Origin of the sequence: Microvirga sp. GCM10011540, assembly GCF_042650665.1 — a bacterium.
Classification (GTDB): Bacteria; Pseudomonadota; Alphaproteobacteria; order Rhizobiales; family Beijerinckiaceae; genus Microvirga; species Microvirga lenta.
In genome coordinates, this window is record NZ_JBHSBQ010000001.1 from 15,728 (window position 1) to 37,345 (window position 21,618).

The window sequence follows — 21,618 nt, forward strand, 5'->3', positions numbered from 1 at the left end:
TGGGGGATAAGTCTTGACTACCGAGAAGCCAAAGATCGTCGTGTTCGACGTGGGCAATGTTCTGCTGCGCTGGGACCCGCGCAATCTCTACCGCCGCATCTTCGACGACGAGGCGCAGATGGAGTGGTTCCTGTCCACGATCTGCACGAGCCAGTGGAACATCGAGCAGGATCGCGGCCGCGACTGGGACGAGGCGGTCGCCCTTCTGGTGAAGGACTACCCCGACCACGAGACGCCGATCCGCGCCTTCCATGAGCGGTGGCACGAGACCGTCGCCGGCGTCATCGAGGAAAACGTGGCCCTGCTCGGGCGGCTGCGGGAGGCCGGCGTTCCGACCTATTGCATCACCAATTTCTCCGGGGCGAAGTTCGTCGAGGCGAAGGAGCGCTATCCCTTCCTGGCCAGCTTCGACGGCGTCATCGTCTCGGGCGACGAGCGCATGCTGAAGCCGGACGCGGAAATCTACCGCCTGCTGCTCGACCGCTACGGACTGAAGGCGCAGGACTGCATCTTCATCGACGATTCCAAGGCCAATGTGGAAGGCGCCCGCGCCGTCGGCATGCACGCGATCCACTATGCCGAGCCGATGGATCTGGCGGCCGAGCTGCGCAAGCACGGCATCGAAGTCTGAGAGCGGGCTTGCCCTCTCGGCGGTGTTGAGCGATCAGGCCCCATGCGCGCCTTCGACACGTCCCTGCCCATCGACGCCGTTCTTGCCGAGCTGACCGGGAAGCTGCGGGAGCGCCCGAACGCGGTCCTCGTCGCCCCTCCGGGCGCGGGCAAGACGACGCGCGTTCCCCTGGCCCTCCTCGACGAGCCCTGGGTCGGGGGCGGAAAGCTCATTCTGCTGGAGCCGCGCCGCCTGGCGGCGCGGGCCGCGGCGGCCCGCATGGCGCAGACCCTGGGCGAGGCGGTCGGCGAGACGGTCGGCCTGCGCGTCCGCCTGGGATCGAAGATCAGTAGCAGGACCCGGATCGAGGTGGTGACCGAAGGCGTGTTCGCCCGCATGATCCTGGACGATCCGTCCCTGGAGGGCGTGGCGGCGGTCCTGTTCGACGAGTTCCACGAGCGCTCGCTCGATGCGGATCTGGGGCTCGCGCTCGCCCTCGACGCGCAGGGAGGCCTGAGGGAGGACCTGCGCCTCCTCGTCATGTCCGCGACCCTCGACGGCGCCCGGGTTGCGCGGCTCCTCGGCGACGCCCCCGTGGTGGAATCCGAAGGCAGGGCCTTTCCGGTCGAGACCCGCTATCTCGGGCGGGATCCCAACCGGCGCATCGAGGAGCAGCTCGCGGATGCCGTCACGCGGACGCTGCGGGCCGAACCCGGCTCCATCCTCGTCTTCCTGCCGGGGCAGGGCGAAATCCGCCGTCTCGAAACGCTCCTGCGCGAGCGGGTCGCCGATCCTGCCGTCGACATCGCGCCGCTCTACGGCGCCCTCGACCGGGGCGAGCAGGATCTCGCCGTCAGCCCCGCCAAGCCCGGCCGCCGCAAGGTGGTGCTCGCGACTTCCATCGCCGAGACGTCGCTGACCATCGAAGGCGTGCGCGTGGTGGTGGATTCCGGGCTCGCCCGTGTCCCCGTCTTCGAGCCGAATATCGGCCTGACCCGGCTGGAGACCGTGCGCGTCTCGCGCGCCGCCGCCGATCAGCGCCGGGGGCGCGCCGGGCGAACCGAACCGGGGGTGTGCTACCGCCTCTGGGAGGAGGCGGCCACGGGGGCGCTCGAAGCCTATGCCCGGCCGGAGATCCTCTCCGCCGATCTCGCGCCGCTGCTGCTCGACTGCGCGGCCTGGGGCGTTGCCGACCCGACGACGCTCGCCTTCCTCGATCCGCCGCCCCGCCCGGCCCTGAAGGAGGCGCGCACGCTGCTGCAGCAACTCCATGCGCTCGACGATGACGGGCGGATCACGGAAACGGGGCGGCGCCTGCGCAACCTCCCGCTGCCGCCGCGTCTCGCGCGAATGGTGCTCGTCGCGGGCGAGACCGGACAGGCGCAGGATGCGGCCGATCTTGCCGCAATCCTCGTGGAGCGGGGCCTCGGCGGGGATGCGGCGGACCTGACCGAGCGGGTGGAGCGCTTCCGGCGCGACCGCTCGAAACGGGCCGAGGACATGCGGCGGATGGCGCAGGGCTGGGCCAGGAGCGCCGCGCAGGGAAGGGGTGAGGCCCGCTCCGTCGGCGCCCTGCTGACGCTGGCCTATCCCGACCGTCTCGCCAAGGCGAGGGGCAAGACGGGTGAGTATCTGATGGCTAATGGCCGGGGCGCCGCCCTGGAGCCGCACGACAGGCTGGCAAAGGAGCCCTATCTGGCCATCGCCGAAATTTCCGGCGGAGCCGCGGCGGCGCGGATCCTGGCGGCCGCTCCGATCACGCCGGAGGAGATCGAAGCCTGCCTCGGCGGCGACATCGAGCAGCGGGAGGAGGTCGTCTTCGACCGGCAGGCCCGCGCCCTGCGGGCGCGAGCGATCCGGCGCTACGGGGCTCTTTCCCTGAACGAGCGGCCCCTGCCGGTTCCGGCGACGGAGGCGGCGGCCCGCAGCCTCGCGGAGGGTCTGGGGTCTCTGGGGGTCGAGGCCCTGCCTTTCTCGAAGGCGCTGGCGCAGTGGCGCGAGCGCGTCATGTTCCTCCGCCGGGCGGAGGGAGACGAGTGGCCGGACCTCTCCGACGAGGCGCTGATCGCCGGCATCGAGGACTGGCTTGCGCCGCATCTCGTCGGGAGAAGCGGCCTCGGCGACATCGGCGCCGATCTCCTGAGCGAAGCGATGCGGTCGCTGCTGCCGTGGAACCTGCAGCGGCGCCTCGATGCGGAGGCGCCGACCCATCTCGAAGTCCCGACCGGATCGCAGATCCCCATCGACTACGGAGCCGAGGAAGGACCGGTCCTGGCCGTTCGCGTGCAGGAGCTGTTCGGTCTGGACAAGCATCCGACCATTGCCGGCGGCCGGGTGCCGCTGATCCTCCACCTGCTCTCGCCGGCGCAGCGGCCGATCCAGATCACGCGGGATCTCCCCGGCTTCTGGCGCGGGTCCTGGGCCGCCGTGCGGGCGGATATGCGCGGGCAATATCCGAAGCATCCCTGGCCGGAGGACCCGGTGACGGCGCCGCCCACCCGCCGGGCCAAGCCCCGGGGGACCTAAGAGGCGAATGTGGCGATCAGCCGTTCCGCCGTTGCGGGATTGAGGGCCATGGGAATGTTGTAGACGAGGGCAAGGCGCATCAGCGCCTTCACGTCCACGTCGTGCGGGTGGGGCGAGAGCGGATCGACGAAGAAGAACAGGACGTCGACCTTTCCCTCCGCGATCATCGCGCCGATCTGCTGGTCCCCGCCCAGGGGGCCGCTCTTGAGGCGCGTCACGGAGAGGGACGGACACTTCTCCATCACCCGGCTGCCGGTCGTTCCCGTCGCGAAGAGCTCGAAGGGGCGCAGGGCGTTCTCGTGCATGGCCACGAAGCGGGCCATGTCGTCCTTCTTGGCGTCGTGGGCCACGAGCGCCAACGTCAGTTTGGTCATGGTCGGTCTGTCAGTTGTTCCAGCGGTCCCGCCACTGCATCTCGCCGGACAGGCAATTGGTGCGTGGCGTGTCCTGAATGCGCTTGATGAGGGATCCCTCAGGCTCGGGAGGGGTGAGATTGGCGATCTCGAGGAGGATCTTGGTCTTGATCGCTTCGATGAGCTGGTCGCGCTCCCGCACCGGTACCATGAACGCCCCCTGACCGCCGATCACGCAGTCCTTGTAGTAGACGTCGAGCTCCGGGATGTCGAGATAGCCGGGCTTGCGCAGCATGATGGGGAGCCCGTTGATCGTGATCCCCTTCGCCAGGGCCTCGTCGCGGGCCTGGACGACCGCACGGCCCTGGTTGTTGGGGCCGTCGCCCGACACGTCGATGACGCGGCGCGTCGCCTCGAACCCGCTCTCCTCCTGCAGCTTGACGCTGAAGTCGATGGCGCCGGAAATGGAGGTGCGCTGGGCGCGGCGCAGGGGCACCGTGGCGATCCTGTCGGCGAAGGCCATCAGGCTTTCCGAGTTGTCGAGAACCGTCCAGGGAACGATCACCTTCTGCTCCATCGAGCCGGACCATTCCATGTAGGTGACCGCGATCCTTCCGAGCATTCCGCCCCGGATCGCCTCGTGAACGAGCTGGGAGCGGAAGGCCTGGGCGAAGCCCTCCCGCTGGAGAGCCTGCTCTTCCGTGTCCATGGAAAACGAGATGTCGACCGCCACCACGAGGGCGAGGTCCACCTCGGTCTGGGCCTCGGCTTCGGAGGGAAGGGCGAAGAGGGAGCACAGCAGGGCCAGCCCTGCGACGAGAGAAGTGCAGCCGCGGCGAACCATCGAACTCTCCTCTTCGGAGCAGGGTCGGTTCTGAGGATTTGCCGGCTTCCCAGGCCAGCTCAAGGTTAAGTCTGCTTCCCCCGCACGAGTTCCAGCGCAGCTTGAAAGACAGCATCCGCGTCCAGATGGGTGGTGTCCAGCGTCAGGGCGTCGTCCGCGGCCTTGAGAGGAGCGTTGCTGCGGTTCATGTCCCGCTCGTCGCGACGGCGGATGTCGTCGAGGATCGTCTCGTAGGGCGGGGCCTCGCCCCGCTTGGTGAGTTCGAGATGCCGCCGCTTCGCCCGCTCCTCGGGGCTGGCCGTGATGAAGAGCTTCACGTCCGCATGAGGGCAGACCACCGTTCCGATGTCCCGTCCGTCGAGCACGGCGCCGGGCTCCTGGTCGCCGAACTGGCGCTGGAACGCCAGCAGGGCGTCCCTGACGGGCTGATAGGCCGAAACGACGGAGGCGGCCTCTCCCATTTCGGCGCCGCGCAGGCGCGGATCGTCCAGGTGGGTGACGTCGAGCTCCCGTGCCACGAGAGCCGCCGCGTCCCGGTCGGTGAGGGCGACGCCCCTGTCCAGCAGGACGCGGGCCACGGCCCGGTACAGGAGCCCGGTGTCGAGATGCGCGAAGCCGAAATGCTCGGCGAGACGCTTGCCGAGGGTGCCTTTGCCCGATGCTGCGGGACCGTCGATGGCGATGATCATGCGGCGGCTCAATCCTGGATCGCGGCGCCGAGTTCGCGCATGAGCGGTATGAAGGACGGGAAACTCGTGGCGATCATGGCGCCGTCGTCGACGGTCACGGGCTCCCGGGCTGCAAGCCCCATGACGAGAAACGACATGGCGATGCGGTGGTCGAGATGGGTCTTGACCGGATTGCCGCCGCCGCGGACCCGTCCGCCGGAGCCGTGGACGATGAGGTCGTCGCCCTCGATCTCGTGTTCGACGCCCGCCTCGGCCAACCCTGCCGCGACGGCTGCGAGACGGTCGGATTCCTTGACCCTGAGTTCGTGAAGCCCCTGCATCCTGGTGGTGCCCTCCGCGAAGGAGGCCGCGACCGCGAGGATCGGGTATTCGTCGATCATGGCCGGCGCCCGAGCGGCGGGAACCGTCACGCCCGTCAGGCGGCTCGCCTGCACGCGCAGGTCCGCCACGGTCTCCCCGCCCTCGTCGCGCTCGTTCAGTCGCTCGATGGACGCGCCCATCTCAAGGAGCGTCGTGATGAGGCCCGTGCGCAGGGGGTTCATCATCACTCCCTCGATCACGATATCGGAGCCGGGAGTGATCAGGGCCGCCACGAGGGGGAAGGCGGCGGATGAGGGGTCCGTCGGAACCACGACCGTGGAGCCGCGAAGCTCGGGCTGTCCCTGAAGGGTGACGGCGCGGCCATCCTCCCCATGGGGCTGGACGTCCACCGTGGCGCCGAAGTGACGGAGCATCCGTTCCGTGTGGTCGCGGGTCGCCTCGCGCTCGATCACGGTCGTCCGGCCGGGGGAGTTCAGGCCCGCCAGCAGGATCGCCGACTTGATCTGGGCCGAGGCCGCGGGGGTCTCGTAGGTGATCGGGATGGTCTCGCGCGGCCCGCGCAGGGTCAGCGGCACCCGGCCGCCCTCGGCCTCGCTGACCACCGTGACGCCCATGCGCACCAGAGGATCGAGAATGCGGCGCATGGGACGCTTGCGCAGGGAGGCGTCGCCATCGAAGGTCGCGGTGATGGGATGGCTGCCGGCGACCCCCATCATGAGCCGCGAGCCCGTGCCCGCATTGCCGAAATCGAGAACGCCTGCGGGCTCGCTCAGGCCGCCGATGCCCGCGCCCCGGATGCGCCAGCGCCCCGGCGCCTCCCGCGTGATACCGGCTCCCAGGGCCTTGCAGGCTTCCGCCGTGCGCAGCACGTCCTCGCCCTCGAGGAGGCCCTCGACCCGCGTCTCCCCGATGGCCAGCAGGCCGAAGATCATGGAGCGATGGGAGATGGATTTGTCGCCCGGCACGCGGATGCGTCCCTTCAGGGCCGTTCCCGCCTTGCTCGTGACCGGTGATGCCAAGCCATGCGCGTGCGACATTCTTGCTTCCTCTCGTCCTTCGGGGCGGCTCCTAACACGGGGTTTCGGTGCCGTCATCCCGAAGCTGTCCCCGATGGGGCCATCCGCTGCAATTTCCTATTTGACAAGGGATGCCCCCGCGACTAACGGAGCGTTCCCGACCATCACTTCGAAGGTAGACCCCCGTGGCCAAACCGGAACTCGGCTTGAAGCGCCAGTGCATGAGCTGCGGCGCGAAATTCTACGATCTCAACAAGGACCCTGCGGTGTGCCCGAAATGCGGCACCGTGTTCCAGGCGACGGCTCTGGCCCGTGCCCCGGCGCCTGTGGTGGCCCGCAGCACCGACGACGACGAGAGCGATATCGAATCAGTGGGTCCGGAGCTGGTTTCCCTGGATGAGGTCGAGGCCAGCGAGGCCGACAAGGATCTGCCGTCGGACGACGACATCGACGTGGGCGACGACGTGGCCGACGACGACACCTTCCTCGAGGACGAGGAGGAGGGCGACGACGACGTTTCCGATCTGATCGACAGCGATCTGGAGGACGACGAAGAGGCTTGAACCTCCCGTCAGACCCGACTATAGAGACGCCGCTGCTTCGGCGGCTTCCCCTGCGGCGACACCCAAGCGCCGCAACCGGAGTGGGGCCATAGCTCAGTTGGGAGAGCGCTTGAATGGCATTCAAGAGGTCGGCGGTTCGATTCCGCCTGGCTCCACCAAATTTCCCTTTAAATCCTAGTGAGTTGGATGGGCGACTACCCCAGGTAGGTTCCTGCCGCATGGCTTCGGTGACCACCGGGTGACCACGGCAGTTGAGAGCGACCGTAAGCGAGTTGTGGCTCTACCAAAGACCAAGTGGTCGAAAACATTGGAGCGTGCGGGCGTAGTTCAGTCGGTTCACGCCGGAGATCGCGCGCGGGCTCGAGCCCCGTCGCCCGTCATATATTGTGTAAAGGAACAGCGTACCCACGTGCTGGGTTGAACTCGATCTATTAGCAATAAAAATGCGCCAACTAACGTCTGTCGAAACCTGTCAGGCAGCTATGAGTCAGGTCCATACAATCTCCCTTAGCAACGGCCTCACTCCCAGCATCGAGGTCTTTCGAATCGACTCCTCGCTTCCGGGCCAGAAGGACGATTTCGGCTGGTATTACCAGATTAGTGTCGAGGGGCAGGAAATCGGTGAGCCTCAGGGGCCGTTCCCATCCGACGATGACGCACTTCGCTCTGCTCAGAAGCTGTTCGTACAATAGATGCGCTTGGTTTAGGCCGATCCGCGCGATGCAGCCGTTCTGCTAATGGTGGGCGCGGCTGGGATTGAACCAGCGACCCCTACGATGTCAACGTAGTGCTCTCCCACTGAGCTACGCGCCCACGGCTTAATGGTTTTAGGTCCAGCCGAAGGGAGCGCTGCTATACCCGGCGGCTTTGAGGGCCGCAAGCCCTGTAGGTTCCTTCCTAGGATTGTGTGGGGCGAGTCCAGAGTGCCAATTGTATCAGGCGCCCCTTCCTGCCCTGACATGCGAGTACATCAGGCTGGTGGAATTGCGTCGGTTCTGCCCTGTACTGTCCCTATCGCTGCCCAGATCACGGCTAATTTTTTGTGGTGCGGCCAACGGCCTGACGCCGCAGGGTGGATTGCCGCTGACACAACAGATTACTTGATGTGACCGGTGTGACTCGTGTGACCGCCTTATGTTTCAATGGCTTAGTCAGTCACACGAGCTTTGTGATTGGTGTGACCCGTGTGACCGAGATTACTGGAGCATCCTTGCAGGCCGCCTCGCTTGCCTTGCGAAATTGAGCTGCTTCGCTCAACGGCTGACCGTAACGCGTCATAGTCCATATTGCCGTGTCAGTAATATCCGTCCGCACCCTTTGCTCCCTCCAAAGTGGCTCTCCATCCACGCTAACGGCTAAGCTTTAATCTGGACGCAGAACTGATTCTTGTTTCTCACCGCAGGCGAGGATGATGGGCGTGACATACGAGGATTACATTGCATCACCTCAATGGGCGGCCTTGCGCCAGGAGGCTCTGGCTCGCGATGGATTCCGCTGTCGTGGCTGCAATGCAGCGGAAGGGCTGGAAGTCCATCACCGTACCTATCCGACTGTACTCGGGGCGGAAACCGTTGATGACCTGACGACTCTCTGTGGTGGACCTGATGGCTGCCACCACGCCATCACGACCCTCATCCGCCGCCGCCGCTATGCCGCCCGTGTCCACACAGTGAGCAATTTCGAGCGCGTGACGCCAAGCCATGTCGAGGTGAAACATGCAGTACCAGAGATTGAAGTTTCGTCTTACCGGCGTATCGGGCCTGATCTGTCACAATGGGCGCCTCGCCAACCCGCTCGATCCGATAGCCAAAGAAATGAAGCGTGTTTCGAGCAAGCGGGCAAAGACTGACGCTGACTTCGAAGAGTTGGCGCGACTGGAGTTCCTTGGTGGGCTGTACCTGGATAATGGTGAGCCTTGCCTCCCGGGTGAGATTATCGAGGCCACTCTGGTCGAGGCTGCTCGCAAAATGCGCAAGGGGCAACAGGCGAAGGCCGGCCTCATCTCAAGCGGCAACTTTGCGATTGAGTATGACGGTCCACGCACAACAACCGAGCTGTGGGCCGATGAACGCTTCCGCCTTACTGTTGGTGTTAAGGTCCAGCGCAACAAGGTGATGAGAACACGCCCAATCTTCAGGGAATGGGCATCAGAGATTTCCGTAGACTTCGTGCCCGGTCAGTTGAACCGGTCCGAGGTTGAGGAAATGGTCCGCACGGCGGGCGCGGTCGTCGGAATTGGCGATTGGCGCCCAAAGTTCGGGCGCTTCAGCGCGCAGGCACTTTAGAGCGCGGTCAAGCAAGGCTTGGATTGGCGGGATGCGATGTGGCGTTGCGTAGCGTGGCGTGGCGTGGCGTGGCGTGGTCTAGCCCGGTGTGGCGCAGTCCGGTGGGGTAGGGGCTCTTCGGAGCAGGGGCGGTCGCAAGGCCGCTCTTCCTGTTTAACCGAACCGCAACTGGGCATTCCTCTAGGCTTGCCGTCAATTTTTTTGCCCGACGGTCGTCTCTTCGCACATTTGCAATTGCACCTCCCCGTCTATACGGCCTGCGCGCCCTCTTTAGCGCCGTGGCTGGGCAGGCGCGGGCAGGACAACTCAGTCGCACATGCGGTACGGCGTCAGCCTGTGAGGTAATCGCGTTTCCGACAATCCGTCGGAGGTTAGAATAAAACAGGACTCCCGCACAAGCGAGGTAAACAGATCCGAGATAGGTTTCTCTCGGACCGCCAAAGCCGGCTAAGTTTTTGGCTAGGAATTTCCAAGAAAGTGATCATCAATTCGAATGCTTTTAACTGGCTATTTGGATTGCAAATAGATGCCATAGGCAAATCGCTCTAGATGCGTTCCAATCAATAGTGATCCAGAAGACACAATGCCTAAGAGAATGCTCAGACAACTTAGGAAGGGTCGTCTACCTGCATAGATACCGCAATTGACACCAAAACTGCTGTGGTGTTTGTCTTTAATCCTAGTGGCCCAGCAAGGGCAGAAAAGCAAAGTATAAGCCATAAGGCTGATCGGGGCAGACATGACGACAAATACCGTTCAGGGGGATACCTGGGGCAACAATCCTCAGCCACAGGGCCAAACGGCCGTTGCTCGTCCTGGTGAGATCGGCACCAGTTGGGTGAATACCCGTGGGGATAATCTCTCCTTCCTCGTCAATGAGGCCTTGAGCAAAGAGGAGTACGACGCCGGCTTGCGGGGTCACTTCGAGTATAACACCGGTGATGGCGTCTGGCATCTCGTAAAGGTTGAGTACTACAGCGCAGCGAACAGCGGCGTGCCATCGAGGACGAATGGTGGAACGGCTGCGCCCTTGAACGCCACGGTACGTTATGTCGACGACCGAGCGGATGATACCGCGACGGCACAGGACTTCCATTTGCGTTGGGATCCCTCCACAAGCACAAACTTTTTCATTAGTCCTGATCTTGAGCCGAGCAACATTGAGGCAGATACCAACCATATCTTGGCCAATTCGCCGTCAGGAACCATCCTTGCGACACTTACGCCGACCGATTCCAAGCCCAATTCGGGAGGGTATTGGGAGATTGAGAGCCAGTCGGTTCCGGGATTGTTCCAGATCTCGCCCACGGCAGAACCCGGGGATACGTTAGCAAACCTCATTATGGGCTCTAGCGCCGCTGTGGTGCCCGGTCAAACCGTTTCTGTTACAGTTAAATATTATGACCAGTTCCAGCGCGAGAGCGATGGCGATCCAATCAGCGGATCAGGCTACAGCAAGACGTTAACTTTCACCGTTGCCGCCGAGACGAGCCAGGATCTCAATTTTAGTGAAGACTTCAGCGTAAGCACGACTGAAGCGAACGACCAGTCCAATGCCGCCATGGCAACACTGAGCAATGGCAACTTCATTGCGGTCTGGCAGTCGCACGACCAAGATGTGAACGGTAATGCTGCGCACTCGATTCAGGCCCAAATCTTTACGGCCGAAGGCTCCCCTGTCGGAATTGAGATACCAGTCACCGCTACAGGTAACGACGCCGACGAGATCACCCCTGCGGTTGCAGCATTGGAGGATGGCAACTTCGTTATCGCCTATGCCAAGGGATCTAACGGCGGTGACTACGATATTGCTTTCCGTGTGGTTTCATCGAGTGGAGGTGTTGGAAGCGAAGTAGTGGTTCACGGGGATGCCGGCATACTCCAGCATAGCCCGGCGGTCACAATGCTTCACGACGGCTCGTTTGTGATCACTTGGGTATCTGATGGTTTTATCAGCGCTCAGAAGATCAGTGGAAGTGACGGATCGCTGATTGGGCCGGAGCTAAAGATTAGTGCAGGCGAGTATGACGCTAATCCGAGCATCGCTGCGCTGAGCAATGGCGACTTCGTCGTTGCCTGGGGCGATGCTGGCACGGGAAACATCTATGCCGCGCTCGGCAGCAATCTAGCTAACACCATCGTGGTCAGTGATGCGGAAGCTTCATGGGGCGTAGATTTCTGGGGCGGGCGCCCTAGTGCCGTCGGACTTTCCGGCGGGGGCTTCGTCGTCGCTTGGGACAGCTATACGCAGGATGGTGAGAGCGCGGATGTTCAGTTCCAGTTGTTTGACAATACTGGGCTGCAGGTCGGTGGCACCAGAACCGCGAACGTCAATCTAGAAGGGTACAAGTTCTCGCCGGATCTATCGGCCCTGCCTGCAGGAGGCTTCGTTCTCGCATGGCAGTCGAGCGTCGGCGACTACGACATGAATGGCATTTTTGGTCGTCGGTTCGACAGTTCTGGCAATGCCACCGATCCATCTGAGTTTGAAATCAATCAGTATCGGCGTGGTGATCAGACAGAGCCAGTTATCTCTGCGTTTGCTGACGGAAGATTCGGGACGATTTGGACTGATGCGTCCTCAGATGGCACCAGTGCCGGGATCGAAGGGCGCGTACTTCTTCTCGAGGTCGTTCTACCAGCCGCTCCCTCCATGCCCGATCTAATGGCCAGCAGCGATAGCGGTCAGTCAAATACGGACAACGTCACGGCCGCTACGACCACGATCTTCAGCGGTACTGCAGGCGATGCCGAAGCTGGTGCGACGATCACGCTTTATGACACCGACGGCACGATCGTAGTCGCCACCACGGTCGTCGAGAATGATGGCAGTTGGTCTGCAACCAGTAGTTTGCTCGCCGAAGGCACTCACACAATTACGGCAAAGGTCGTCGACTCCGCCGGCAACGAGAGCCCTGCCTCTGGTGGCCTGACAGTGACGATTGACCGTACCGTACCGTCGGCGCCGCAGGCCCCCGTCTTGGCTGCTGCCAGCGACAGCGGCAGCTCTTCCACAGACAGCATCACCAACGTCAGCGTGCCGACCTTCAGCGGTGGCGCGGGCAGCATCGAAGCCGGCGCGGTGGTGCGCCTGTACGATACCGACGGCACAACTGTGATCGCGACCACGACCGCCAACGGAGACGGCAGCTGGTCGGTGGCCGCCAATGCGCTGTCGGAGGGAGCACATACCATCACTGCCAGAGCCACCGATCTCGCTGGCAATACCAGCGCGGCGTCTAGCGACGTGACGGTGACTATCGACCGTACGGCACCGGCTACGGTAGTCGCGAGCGCCGCCTTTTCGGCCGATACCGGCGCTTCGTCCACCGACATGGTGACTTCAAGCGCGGTGCAGACCGTCAGCGGCATGCTCAGTGCCAACCTGACGGCCGGCGAGCGAGTCGAGGTCTCCCTGGACAACGGGGCTACTTGGGGCGTAGCCACCGCCGACGGTAGCACATGGTCGCTTGCGGCCACCCTGAGCGGGAGCGGCATCTTGCAGGTGCGCGTGATCGATGCAGCCGGCAACGCCGGTGCCGCGTACTCTCACGCCTATGTACTCGACACCAACGCGCCGGTGGCGCCGCCCACGCCTGATTTGGATGCGGCTTCGGATACCGGCAGCTCCGACAGCGACAACATCACCGGCGACACTACGCCGACGTTCAGCGGCGCGGCGGAGGATGGCACAACGGTTACTCTCTATGACGGCGCCACCGCAATCGGCTCGACCGTAGCCATCGGAGGCGTATGGAGCATTACCAGCAGCACGCTGGCCCAAGGCACCCACAGCATCGCCGTAAGGGCCACTGACCTCGCCGGCAATGTCAGCGCGGCTTCGCCAGCTCTGGCAATTCAGGTCATCACCGACGTGCCCGCCACGCGCGTGAGCGATATGGCTTTGTCGTCCGACACTGGCACTTCCGGCGCAGACTTTGTCACCAACCAGGCCTCCCAGACCATCACCGGCAAGCTAGACGCAGAATTGGCGGCCGGCGAACGCGTCGAGATTTCTTTCGATGGCGGGCAAACCTGGACAGTTGCTAGCAGCGACACCTCCACCACTTGGTCGCTGACAACGTCGCTGGCGAGCGGCACGCACACGATTGCGGTGCGTGTGGCAAATGCCGTCGATAACGGCGGGCCGATGCATATCCAGGACTACACGCTGGATACCGTCGCGCCGGCCGTGACAATCACCAGCGACGTAGGGAAGCTGAAAGTCGGTGAGACTGCGACCATCACCTTCACGTTCAACGAAGATCCGGGCGCGACTTTCACCTGGAACGGCAGTGTGGGCGACATCACAGTCAGCGGCGGCACACTTTCGGCGATTTCTGGCAGCGGGCTAACGCGCACGGCGATTTTCACGCCGGATCCGGGGGTCAACAGCGGCACCGCCAGCATCACGATCAATGCTGGCTCCTACTCCGACGTGGCCAGCAACATTGGCACGGCCGGCGAAACTCCTTCACTCACGTTTGATACCAAAGAACCTGCTGCCGTAACCCTTGAGCTGGCCAGTGACTCTGGTGAGAGTGCCAGTGACGGCACCACGTCTGAAGGCCAGGTCAATATCTCTGGGATTGAGGGTGACGCGACTTGGGAGTACAGCACCAACGGCGGTGGCAGCTGGAGCGCAGGTACAGGAACGACCTTTACCGTGACCGCTGGAACCTACACGGCCGGGGCGGTGCAGGTGCGGCAGACTGATGCGACTGGTAACGTTAGCAGCGTCGGCACCCTGGGTGCTGTCACCATAGACGACCAACCTCCCGCTCCGCCGATCTTTACCCCGGCTGCCGCGTTCGTACAGGGCATTCCTGAGAATACCCCCATTGGAACCGTGGTTGGGAAGCTGTTCTCTGAAGCGGGAGCGAAGATCACGATCATCCCGCCAATGGGCGCGGCGTTCACGCCCTTTGAGATCGATCCGAGCGACACCAATCCTGCTGACGGGTACAACGTGATCCTGGCCCAGGCCATGCAGGTGCCGGTTGGGCAGTCGGTGACGTTCTATGCGTATGCGGAGGACCCGGCGGGAAATTCTTCTGCAGTGTTGGGAGCACCTACAACGCTCAACGTCATCGCCCCGCCATCAAACCCGAACCCGCAGCCGCCGACACCCCCCACACCTCCTACATCCGATACTGTGGATGGTGTGCCGGTGCAGACCGGAACAGTCACCAACCCGGACGGCACGGTCTCACAGGTCGTTACCATCCCGGTCGTCGTGTCCACTCGTCCAGAGGAGGTCGGCAACAACACGGTGGCCGATATCCCACTGGTGAAGACCAGCACGGGTGCCTCCCTCCTGACGGCGCAGGTGCCCACCGGCTACGGCCTGCAGGTCACAGGATCGGCAGTTCCCAAGACGGCCGGAACCTCGCTCACGGACCTGATCCGCGAGATCAACGCCCACACGGAAGCAGGCTCTGCCGACCAGAACCAGCTCACCGGCGGCGGCTCAGGTTTCCTGGGCAGGTTGCCTGCCGATACCCCGCTGCTGGTGCAGACCATCGTACCCACAGTGGCATCGGGGGCCTCCGCGGCTCCGAATGAACCTCTTGTTATCTCCGGCACACCTCAAGCAGCCGGCAACCCGATGACGGCTCTCGTCATCGACACTCGCGGCTTGCCATCCGGAACCCACATTCAGCTCCAGAACGTGGAGTTCGCAGCTGTCATCGGTGCCGTGAGGGTCACCGGCGGTGAGGGTTCGCAGAACGTCTGGGGTGACAGCTCTGATCAATACATCGTGCTCGGAGCTGACGATGATGTCCTGCGCGGCGGCGCTGGCGATGACGTGATCGGCTCGGCTGGCGGTCGTGACCTGCTCTTCGGCAACCAGGGCAACGATGTTGTCTTCGGTGGGGAGGGCTATGACCGGCTCGGCGGTGGACAGGGGGACGACCAGCTCGACGGCGGAACCGGAGTGGATGTGGCTCGCTTTGGCGGCATCAACTTCAACGATGCCACGCTCACCTACAATGCCGACGGCACCCTGACGGTCAGCGGAGCAGGTATTGGCACGGACACCCTCCAGAACATCGAGCTGCTGCACTTCGATGATCGGGTTGTGCTGGCGAACAATCCGCAGATTCCTGCCGCACCGGCCTTCGATGAAGGGTACTACCTGGCGCAAAACCCTGATGTGGCGGCAGCCGTTCAGGCGGGAGCTCTTGCCTCAGGGCAGGAGCACTATCTGAAGTTCGGAGCCCAGGAGGGCAGGTCTCCTGCTCCTCAGCAGGCGGTGGTCGACGAGGCGTTCTACCTGTCGCAGAACCCGGACGTGGCCGCTGCCGTGGCGGCTGGTGCGTTCGCGAGTGGCTTGCAGCACTACCTGCAGGCAGGCGCCCGAGAAGGTCGTGATCCGAACGCCCTGTTCGATGAGGCCTGGTATCTTCAGACCAACGCTGATGTGGCGGCGGCTGTTGAGGCAGGCAGCCTGAAGAGCGGTTATGAGCACTTTGCCCGCTTCGGCTGGTCGGAGGGCCGTGACCCGTCCGCCTGGATGGATGTCTCGGCCTATCTTGAGGCGAACCCCGACGTGGCAGCGGCCAATGTGGATCCCATGACGCACTATCTCAGGTACGGCTTGGATGAGGGCCGCATCATCGTGACCAGCGAATGGGATTTGTGGGCCTAATTCAGACTAATAGAACACAGGGCCTCTGGTGCCGGGAACCAAAGGTTCTCAGACACCAGGGGCGGTCATTTCCAACTATGAAACCCGGCAACATAACAGGAGTCTACCCTTTCCGTTTGGTTCCAGGGTGCCGTACATGCGGTAATTTGCCCAGGCATTCGGCCAAACGGCCGAATTGATCTGCTCACCTGTGTTGGGAGATAGAGCGACCGCAGGCTCAAGCCATTCGGCCCTGACTCTTTAAGGTTCAGATCCCCGACTAGGCCTATCACGAGCCAAAATATAATAACTTGGGGGCCATATGCCTGCTGTCACGACTTATCGCCTTACCAGCGACGCTTATATCAACGGTATTCTTGGCGACCTCAAGTGGGCGGTGAACAGCTTCACCTACAGTTTCCCCACCTCGGGCTCCTATTATGGCACCTCGTATGGCACTGGTGAGAACATTAGCAACTTTGGGGGGCTCAATACAGCGCAGCAGGCAACTGTCCGCTCTACGTTGAAGACCTTCGCTTCGGTCGCCAATCTCAGCTTCGCGGAAACCGCTGAGTCCTCGTTCCGACATGCGGATCTCCGTTTTGCCATGTCCGATAAGCCCAGGACGGCCTGGGCCTATTTTCCATCGACGAATGCGGCGGGCGGCGATGCTTGGTTCAACAAATCCAGCGGCGCCTATAACAGCCCCGCCAAGGGCAACTATGCCTACATGACCTTCATGCACGAGATCGGACATGCGCTGGGTCTCGAACACGCCCACGAAGAATTCGTCATGCCGCAGGAACGTGACTCGATGGAGTACACGGTCATGAGCTATCGTTCCTATGTCGGCGCCTCGACGACGTCCGGATACGTCAACGAAGGCTGGGGCTATGCACAGTCGCTGATGATGTACGACATCGCGGCCCTGCAGCACATGTACGGCGCGAACTATTCCACCAACAGCGGCAACACCACCTATTCCTGGAGCCCGACCACGGGCGAGATGTCCGTCAACGGGACCGGCCAGGGAGCGCCGGGCGGCAACCGCATCTTCCAGACGGTGTGGGACGGCGGCGGCACGGATACCTACGACTTCTCGCAATATTCCGGCGCCCTGAAGGTCGACCTTCAGCCGGGAGGGTGGACGACCACGTCGACGACCCAGCTTGCGAAGCTTCACTACAACGGCTCGAAGATCGCCGCCGGCAACATTGCCAACGCGCTGCTCTACAAGGGCGACGGCCGATCCCTCATCGAGAACGCGATCGGAGGCAGCGGCAACGATACGCTGATCGGCAACCAGGCGGCGAACGTGCTCAAGGGCGCCGCCGGCAACGACACGTTGATGGGTGGCGGCGGAGATGATGCTCTGGATGGCGGAATAGGCAGTGATACGGCGGTCTACAGCGGCATGCGCGCGCACTACAGCGTGACGCTGCTTCCGGATGGCTCGCTGCAGGTGGCAGATCTGAGGTCCGGTACGCCGGACGGCAAGGACGTGGTATGGAATGTCGAGTGGTTCCAGTTCACGGACAAGCTGTACGCCCTGTCCGACCTAGCCGCAAGCGAGCAGACCACCACCACAATGACGGCCACGAGCCAGGATCTGGTCCTGACCGGAACCAGCGATGCCGATACTCTAAACGGTGGTGCCGGCAATGATCAGCTGTACGGCTATGCAGGGAATGATACTCTTTACGGTCGGGATGGCGATGATGTTCTGATCGGCGGGGCCGGCGGTGACTATCTCGACGGGGGAGCTAGTATTGATACGGTCAGCTACGAGACAGCGAAGGCAGGTGTCGTGGCCGATTTGATGTCTTCATCGCGCAACACCGGCGATGCAAAAGGTGACAAGTATGTCAGCATTGAGAACCTGACCGGCAGCGCCTTTGCTGACACCCTTAGGGGCAATGATGCTGCTAACGTGCTGAATGGCGGTGCTGGGACCGATAGACTGTATGGTCGCGGCGGGAATGACGCCTTGGATGGAGATTCTGGCAACGACTATCTCGATGGAGGCGCCGATAATGACATCCTGCATGGCGGCGATGGAAGTGACACGGTGTATGGAGGCGCTGGTGCCGACGAACTCTTCGGGGGAGCCGGCGCGGACGTCTTTGTTTTCAAGTCTGTCGGCGAGTCTCTGCCGAGCGCACGTGACACAATCCGCGATTTTGTCTCAGGCGTCGACAAGATCGACCTGCGCAGCATCGATGCCAGCACTAAGCAGTCCTACAATCAGGCTTTTACGTTCGTTGGCAGCGGAACCTTTAGCGGCAAAGCAGGGGAACTGCAGTTCATTGATGGCGTCCTGTCTGGGGACATCAACGGCGACAAGTTGGCCGACTTTCAGATTAATGTTCCCGAAGTGTTGTCACTCGCAGCATCGGACTTCTATCTCTAAGAAGCTGGACGCAACGTCGAGCGGGTAGTGCTTTGATGCAGCCGTGCTGTAGTATAAATCTTCTCGCCATTTCGTGCGTTGATGGCTACAACTCACCAGCGGTACGGTGCCCATGCTCCAGCTGTCCTTTGCCTTCCTCCTATCCGGGGGATGCACCACGGAGCTACCAGCCTGCATCCCCGTAAAGAAGATGCAACCCGTTATCCTGCGCATGGATGACCCCGCCAAGAACATGGCCCGCTTCTACTCCCTTGAGGTGGAGCGGGATCTGCTGGGGCGCGTGGTCCTTGTCCGGCGCTGGGGGCGGATCGGCACGACGGGCAAAACCCGGCTGGACGAGCACAGAGGAGAGGGCGAAGCATTGGCAGCCCTTCAGGCCCTCCAAGATGCAGGCGGCGGCACGGTCGATAGTCTTGCAGCAGCGAAGTTAGCTAGAGACTGCCATTCATCCCCAATAGGCGCCCATAGCGCTCGACTACGCGGCGGCTCGGGCGTGCTCAGTGGCTGTTGCTCTGCTCTCCCGGCGCAGCAGGTGCCATAAACGTCCAGGCGGCGATTTCCTCGTAGGTACCTGCCTGATCCTCCAAAGCCGCTTTTCGAGCTTCCGCTTCAAGCTCATCTTCCGGCAACAACCCACCCCGGAACTCGTAGCCAACGCTTCCGTCTGGCTTAATCAGGAAAACCGTTCGGTCTTGCATCTGGTGCGTCCTCGTCCGCGGAGACAGTAACATAGGAGAAAAGCGCTGCCTGCCTCACACCCATTGACGCCTACCATCGTCCAGCGCCGGGATTAAACGGTTAGCCCACGAGCTGGGAACCAGGGAGCCTGGAGCCCTTGGCCTTCTGTGCCCGGGCAGAAGCAATGGCAGCCTTCATGATGGCGGAGCGGTCATAGGAGCCAGCTACTGCAAACGGGACGGCAGCGGCTTCTTTGGCGAGACGATCCAGGCGGGCGGCTTCAATGGCCCGGGTAGCAAGAAAGCCGGGGTCAGTCGGAGCGGCGCGGTCGCTGCGCATGTCGCGCATCGCGGAGGTCCAGTTGATCTTGCGGTGGAGAGCCATGATTGCCTCTATTGCGCTATGTGACGTTTTTAGTGTAAGGTTTGAGCAAAGTCAACTCTTAAAAAGTAAGGTTATTCAAAAATGGCAATTACAAGGGGGCAGTGCAGGGCGGCAAGGGCGCTGCTTGAATGGACCCAGGATCAGCTAGCCGAAACCGCATCCGTATCGAAGAAGACGCTAGCGGACTTTGAGGCGGGCAAGCGCACCCCCTATGACCGGACTCTTGCTGATATCCAAAGAGCCTTAGAGGGAGCTGGCATACAGTTCATTCCCGAAAACGGCGGGGGTGCTGGTGTGCGATTTAGTGAGCCGTCTAGAGGCTGATGTTATGAGGATACTCGCTGCTCTTCTGGTCACGCTCACATCCCTATCTGTTCAAGCGCAGGACCGTGTGGCTTTGCCCCTCAGATCGTACGGCGGCTTGTCTCCGGATCGCTTCTTTGCAGAGTGTAAGCCGCTCTGGGATCTTCTTAATGGAACTAATGGTCTTGCGAATGAAGTTGATCAGAGACTCGCGTCTGCCTGTATGGCCTACGTGCAAACGGTGCTCTGGGTCGGGTGTAAACGCACCGACGTGCCCCTCTACGAAGCCCTTGCTACGTTCGATAAGGAGTTGAAGGCGCCAGCGGCTCGAATGGCACTGAGGACGGATGAGTTTTTACTCACTGCCTTGCAGCGGGCTAACCAATGCAGGAAGCCGGTTAGTCAGGCAGGCTAACGACTACCGAGACGACACACGGCTAGGGCGGCCATCCGAAAACCCCGACCGCACCGGGGCTGCCGTGTACCAACATTCATGGTGCGGACATGCATGTGCGGTGCGATGACAAACAGCGCTTTTGACCTGCCTCGATGGAGCTTGGATCAGGCCCTTATTTGGGTCTCATCCCGTAACCCTGAATGGGTGACAAGTGGGCACAGTTGGATCGACTTCCGTCTTCTCCACGCTCCAGTGTGGAACCCGGAGAAAGGCGAGGATGAGTATGATCATGACGATATGGTTGTGTCATCCCAAGACGCTGAGCAACAGCTTCTGCGAGCCTTTCAGAATGGACAAGTTGATGTCCTAACCGGAACCAAGAAGCTCGACCCGACGTGGTTCGATGAAGCGGAGTACCTTTGCGGCCAGGGAGAGACTCTGCTTGAGAACCGCCGCCTTCCCGTGTCGGTACAGATAACGATGCTCTCAGGCGGCGAGCGCTACATTCAGCGCTTAGACCCAGACGAGCACAAAGTCCGCGTCAGAGTTCCTTCCGCACAGGTCATTGCATGCTTCCCGGCACAGGATCAAACCGCCACTATGCAGGAGGCACAGGCCATCTCAGGAAACTTAAACGAGGTGGAGCCTGGCTCTTCTATCTCCCGACCGAGGCGGCGCGGGAATGTATCGCTTTCATCGGCAGACACTCCGTTCATCAGAGAAATGCATGACCTTTACGTGAGCGGGGCCGTTGCTTCTATCAATGCTGCCGCGTGGAAAGTCGTTGATCGAGCGCCCGGGAACGGTGCGCCACAGAGCAAGGTGGATCGGCTTCGCCGTCGATACGCGAAGGAGTATCCAGCGGACCCGGCTGAGCGATCCAATTAAATCCAATCGTCTACCAACTAACTACCAAGAATCCAGGCCGATCAAAGACTTATTGTCTCATCGTTCCCGGCGCGACCGGGTGTTTCCTCAAGTGGGGGAATTCGATGGACAAAGACCAATACGTAGACGTTCGCAGGCTGGCAGAGATTACCGGCATCAGTGCGAGCACCTGGAATAAGCGCCGCCTGACGGGCGACACTCCTCCTTTCTCGAAAATCGGGAAAGCCGTTCGCTATCACGTTCCGACCGTGAAGGAGTGGATGGCAAGCCACGAGCGCCGCTCGACTTCCGAAAGCACCGCGACTGCCGCGTGATCCCTCAACTCAATCAGGGCCTCACGTGGACAAAAGAAGAGCCCCGGACGAGGGCTCGCGCGGGGCTCAGGGGTATATTCGACATGACAATCAATACAGCATCGCGCTCAAAGCGCAACGAAAAACCGCGCCTGCCGAACCTCGGTCATAGAGCGCGCATCCATACCGTTTCCGAAGAGTTCGGGCACCCTGGTACGGCTCTCAATCGGGCGCGGGACGCAGGCATCATCGACCATCGCGAATATCAGGCGGGGCGGCGCATGGCAGCCCTCTGGCAAGCCGCCGGGCGCCTTGAGCAGCAGGCCCGCATTGCAGCAGGTTGTGTGCTTCTCTCTCTCGGGGAGAATGTCGCCTACGCTGTTGTTTCGGTCTGCCGCGACAACTGCGGAGTTGGGAACCCGCACCG

The 21,618-nt window shown here is 62.1% G+C and carries 17 protein-coding genes and 2 tRNA genes; 11 read left to right on the plus strand and 8 right to left on the minus strand.

Annotated elements, in window-relative coordinates; all coding sequences use genetic code 11:
• Window positions 1–13: 13 nt before the first annotated feature.
• Both ACFOYU_RS00065 and hrpB read left to right on the plus strand, forming a co-directional pair.
• Window positions 14–631: an HAD family phosphatase gene (locus ACFOYU_RS00065; protein WP_226736923.1), complete on the plus strand. Its 618-nt coding sequence runs from the start codon at window positions 14–16 to the stop codon at window positions 629–631.
• A gap of 42 nt (window positions 632–673) precedes the next feature.
• On the plus strand, window positions 674–3,136 hold the full coding sequence (gene hrpB, locus ACFOYU_RS00070) for an ATP-dependent helicase HrpB (protein WP_377031982.1): 2,463 nt from the start codon (window positions 674–676) through the stop codon (window positions 3,134–3,136).
• Here hrpB and ACFOYU_RS00075 read toward each other — a convergent pair.
• The 4 genes from ACFOYU_RS00075 to aroA all read right to left on the minus strand — a co-directional run bounded on the left by ACFOYU_RS00075 (window position 3,133) and on the right by aroA (window position 6,380).
• Window positions 3,133–3,510 carry a methylglyoxal synthase gene (locus ACFOYU_RS00075; protein ID WP_377031983.1) on the minus strand — a complete coding sequence of 126 codons (378 nt, stop codon included), beginning with the start codon at window positions 3,508–3,510 and terminating at the stop codon, window positions 3,133–3,135. The genes hrpB and ACFOYU_RS00075 overlap by 4 nt on opposite strands.
• 10 nt (window positions 3,511–3,520) lie before the next feature.
• On the minus strand, window positions 3,521–4,333 hold the full coding sequence (locus tag ACFOYU_RS00080; RefSeq protein ID WP_226736917.1) for a DUF1194 domain-containing protein: 813 nt from the start codon (window positions 4,331–4,333) through the stop codon (window positions 3,521–3,523).
• A gap of 65 nt (window positions 4,334–4,398) precedes the next feature.
• Window positions 4,399–5,022, minus strand: a complete 624-nt coding sequence (gene cmk, locus ACFOYU_RS00085; protein ID WP_226736915.1) for a (d)CMP kinase — start codon at window positions 5,020–5,022, stop codon at window positions 4,399–4,401.
• An 8-nt stretch (window positions 5,023–5,030) separates the two neighbouring features.
• Window positions 5,031–6,380 (minus strand): 3-phosphoshikimate 1-carboxyvinyltransferase, encoded by a 1,350-nt coding sequence (gene aroA / locus ACFOYU_RS00090; RefSeq protein WP_226736913.1) that lies wholly within the window; start codon window positions 6,378–6,380, stop codon window positions 5,031–5,033.
• 164 nt (window positions 6,381–6,544) lie between these two features.
• On the opposite strand from aroA, the gene ACFOYU_RS00095 reads away from it, so the two are divergent.
• The gene (locus ACFOYU_RS00095; protein ID WP_226736911.1) at window positions 6,545–6,922 is read left to right on the plus strand and encodes a TIGR02300 family protein; all 378 of its coding nucleotides are present in this window, start codon (window positions 6,545–6,547) and stop codon (window positions 6,920–6,922) included.
• 82 nt (window positions 6,923–7,004) lie between these two features.
• A tRNA-Ala gene (locus ACFOYU_RS00100) sits at window positions 7,005–7,080 on the plus strand.
• 580 nt (window positions 7,081–7,660) lie between these two features.
• On the opposite strand, the gene ACFOYU_RS00105 is transcribed toward ACFOYU_RS00100, so the two are convergent.
• A tRNA-Val gene (locus ACFOYU_RS00105) sits at window positions 7,661–7,735 on the minus strand.
• A 902-nt stretch (window positions 7,736–8,637) separates the two neighbouring features.
• On the opposite strand from ACFOYU_RS00105, the gene ACFOYU_RS00110 reads away from it, so the two are divergent.
• From ACFOYU_RS00110 to ACFOYU_RS00125, 4 genes are all read left to right on the plus strand, one after another.
• A complete protein-coding gene (locus ACFOYU_RS00110) occupies window positions 8,638–9,207 on the plus strand; it encodes a hypothetical protein (protein WP_377031984.1) in 570 nt (189 codons plus the stop codon).
• Window positions 9,208–9,946: 739 nt separating this feature from the next.
• The gene (locus ACFOYU_RS00115) at window positions 9,947–15,859 is read left to right on the plus strand and encodes an Ig-like domain-containing protein (protein WP_377031985.1); all 5,913 of its coding nucleotides are present in this window, start codon (window positions 9,947–9,949) and stop codon (window positions 15,857–15,859) included.
• 301 nt (window positions 15,860–16,160) lie between these two features.
• Complete coding sequence (locus ACFOYU_RS00120; protein ID WP_377031986.1) at window positions 16,161–18,248, plus strand: M10 family metallopeptidase C-terminal domain-containing protein; 2,088 nt, start codon at window positions 16,161–16,163, stop codon at window positions 18,246–18,248.
• A gap of 211 nt (window positions 18,249–18,459) precedes the next feature.
• Window positions 18,460–18,789: a WGR domain-containing protein gene (locus tag ACFOYU_RS00125; protein ID WP_377032001.1), complete on the plus strand. Its 330-nt coding sequence runs from the start codon at window positions 18,460–18,462 to the stop codon at window positions 18,787–18,789.
• On the opposite strand, the gene ACFOYU_RS00130 is transcribed toward ACFOYU_RS00125, so the two are convergent.
• A complete protein-coding gene (locus ACFOYU_RS00130; RefSeq protein ID WP_377032002.1) occupies window positions 18,746–18,946 on the minus strand; it encodes a hypothetical protein in 201 nt (66 codons plus the stop codon). The two genes, ACFOYU_RS00125 and ACFOYU_RS00130, sit on opposite strands and share 44 nt — an antisense overlap.
• 100 nt (window positions 18,947–19,046) lie before the next feature.
• On the minus strand, window positions 19,047–19,310 hold the full coding sequence (locus tag ACFOYU_RS00135; protein WP_377031987.1) for a hypothetical protein: 264 nt from the start codon (window positions 19,308–19,310) through the stop codon (window positions 19,047–19,049).
• A gap of 81 nt (window positions 19,311–19,391) precedes the next feature.
• Here ACFOYU_RS00135 and ACFOYU_RS00140 point away from each other — a divergent pair, with 81 nt between their 5' ends.
• The 3 genes from ACFOYU_RS00140 to ACFOYU_RS00150 all read left to right on the plus strand — a co-directional run bounded on the left by ACFOYU_RS00140 (window position 19,392) and on the right by ACFOYU_RS00150 (window position 21,212).
• Window positions 19,392–19,634 carry a helix-turn-helix transcriptional regulator gene (locus tag ACFOYU_RS00140; RefSeq protein ID WP_377031988.1) on the plus strand — a complete coding sequence of 81 codons (243 nt, stop codon included), beginning with the start codon at window positions 19,392–19,394 and terminating at the stop codon, window positions 19,632–19,634.
• A gap of 673 nt (window positions 19,635–20,307) precedes the next feature.
• Window positions 20,308–20,898 (plus strand): hypothetical protein, encoded by a 591-nt coding sequence (locus tag ACFOYU_RS00145; protein WP_377031989.1) that lies wholly within the window; start codon window positions 20,308–20,310, stop codon window positions 20,896–20,898.
• 104 nt (window positions 20,899–21,002) lie between these two features.
• Entirely contained in the window at window positions 21,003–21,212 is a 210-nt protein-coding gene (locus ACFOYU_RS00150) for a helix-turn-helix transcriptional regulator (protein ID WP_377031990.1), read from the plus strand.
• Between the two features lie 107 nt (window positions 21,213–21,319).
• Here ACFOYU_RS00150 and ACFOYU_RS00155 read toward each other — a convergent pair whose 3' ends face one another.
• Window positions 21,320–21,616, minus strand: coding sequence for a hypothetical protein (locus tag ACFOYU_RS00155; protein WP_377031991.1), 297 nt, complete (start codon window positions 21,614–21,616; stop codon window positions 21,320–21,322).
• Between the last annotated feature and the right edge of the window lie 2 nt (window positions 21,617–21,618).

Bases quoted from the DNA above. Each gene is read 5' to 3' on its own strand.
- ACFOYU_RS00145 (WP_377031989.1), top strand. From the start codon at position 20,308: ATGGTTGTGTCATCCCAAGACGCTGAGCAACAGCTTCTGCGAGCCTTT.
- ACFOYU_RS00125 (WP_377032001.1), top strand. From the start codon at position 18,460: ATGGATGACCCCGCCAAGAACATGGCCCGCTTCTACTCCCTTGAGGTG.
- ACFOYU_RS00135 (WP_377031987.1), bottom strand. From the start codon at position 19,310: ATGGCTCTCCACCGCAAGATCAACTGGACCTCCGCGATGCGCGACATG.
- aroA (WP_226736913.1), bottom strand. From the start codon at position 6,380: ATGTCGCACGCGCATGGCTTGGCATCACCGGTCACGAGCAAGGCGGGA.
- ACFOYU_RS00080 (WP_226736917.1), bottom strand. From the start codon at position 4,333: ATGGTTCGCCGCGGCTGCACTTCTCTCGTCGCAGGGCTGGCCCTGCTG.
- cmk (WP_226736915.1), bottom strand. From the start codon at position 5,022: ATGATCATCGCCATCGACGGTCCCGCAGCATCGGGCAAAGGCACCCTC.
- ACFOYU_RS00140 (WP_377031988.1), top strand. From the start codon at position 19,392: ATGGCAATTACAAGGGGGCAGTGCAGGGCGGCAAGGGCGCTGCTTGAA.
- ACFOYU_RS00075 (WP_377031983.1), bottom strand. From the start codon at position 3,510: ATGACCAAACTGACGTTGGCGCTCGTGGCCCACGACGCCAAGAAGGAC.
- ACFOYU_RS00115 (WP_377031985.1), top strand. From the start codon at position 9,947: ATGACGACAAATACCGTTCAGGGGGATACCTGGGGCAACAATCCTCAG.
- hrpB (WP_377031982.1), top strand. From the start codon at position 674: ATGCGCGCCTTCGACACGTCCCTGCCCATCGACGCCGTTCTTGCCGAG.
- ACFOYU_RS00130 (WP_377032002.1), bottom strand. From the start codon at position 18,946: ATGCAAGACCGAACGGTTTTCCTGATTAAGCCAGACGGAAGCGTTGGC.
- ACFOYU_RS00150 (WP_377031990.1), top strand. From the start codon at position 21,003: ATGGACAAAGACCAATACGTAGACGTTCGCAGGCTGGCAGAGATTACC.
- ACFOYU_RS00110 (WP_377031984.1), top strand. From the start codon at position 8,638: ATGCAGTACCAGAGATTGAAGTTTCGTCTTACCGGCGTATCGGGCCTG.
- ACFOYU_RS00120 (WP_377031986.1), top strand. From the start codon at position 16,161: ATGCCTGCTGTCACGACTTATCGCCTTACCAGCGACGCTTATATCAAC.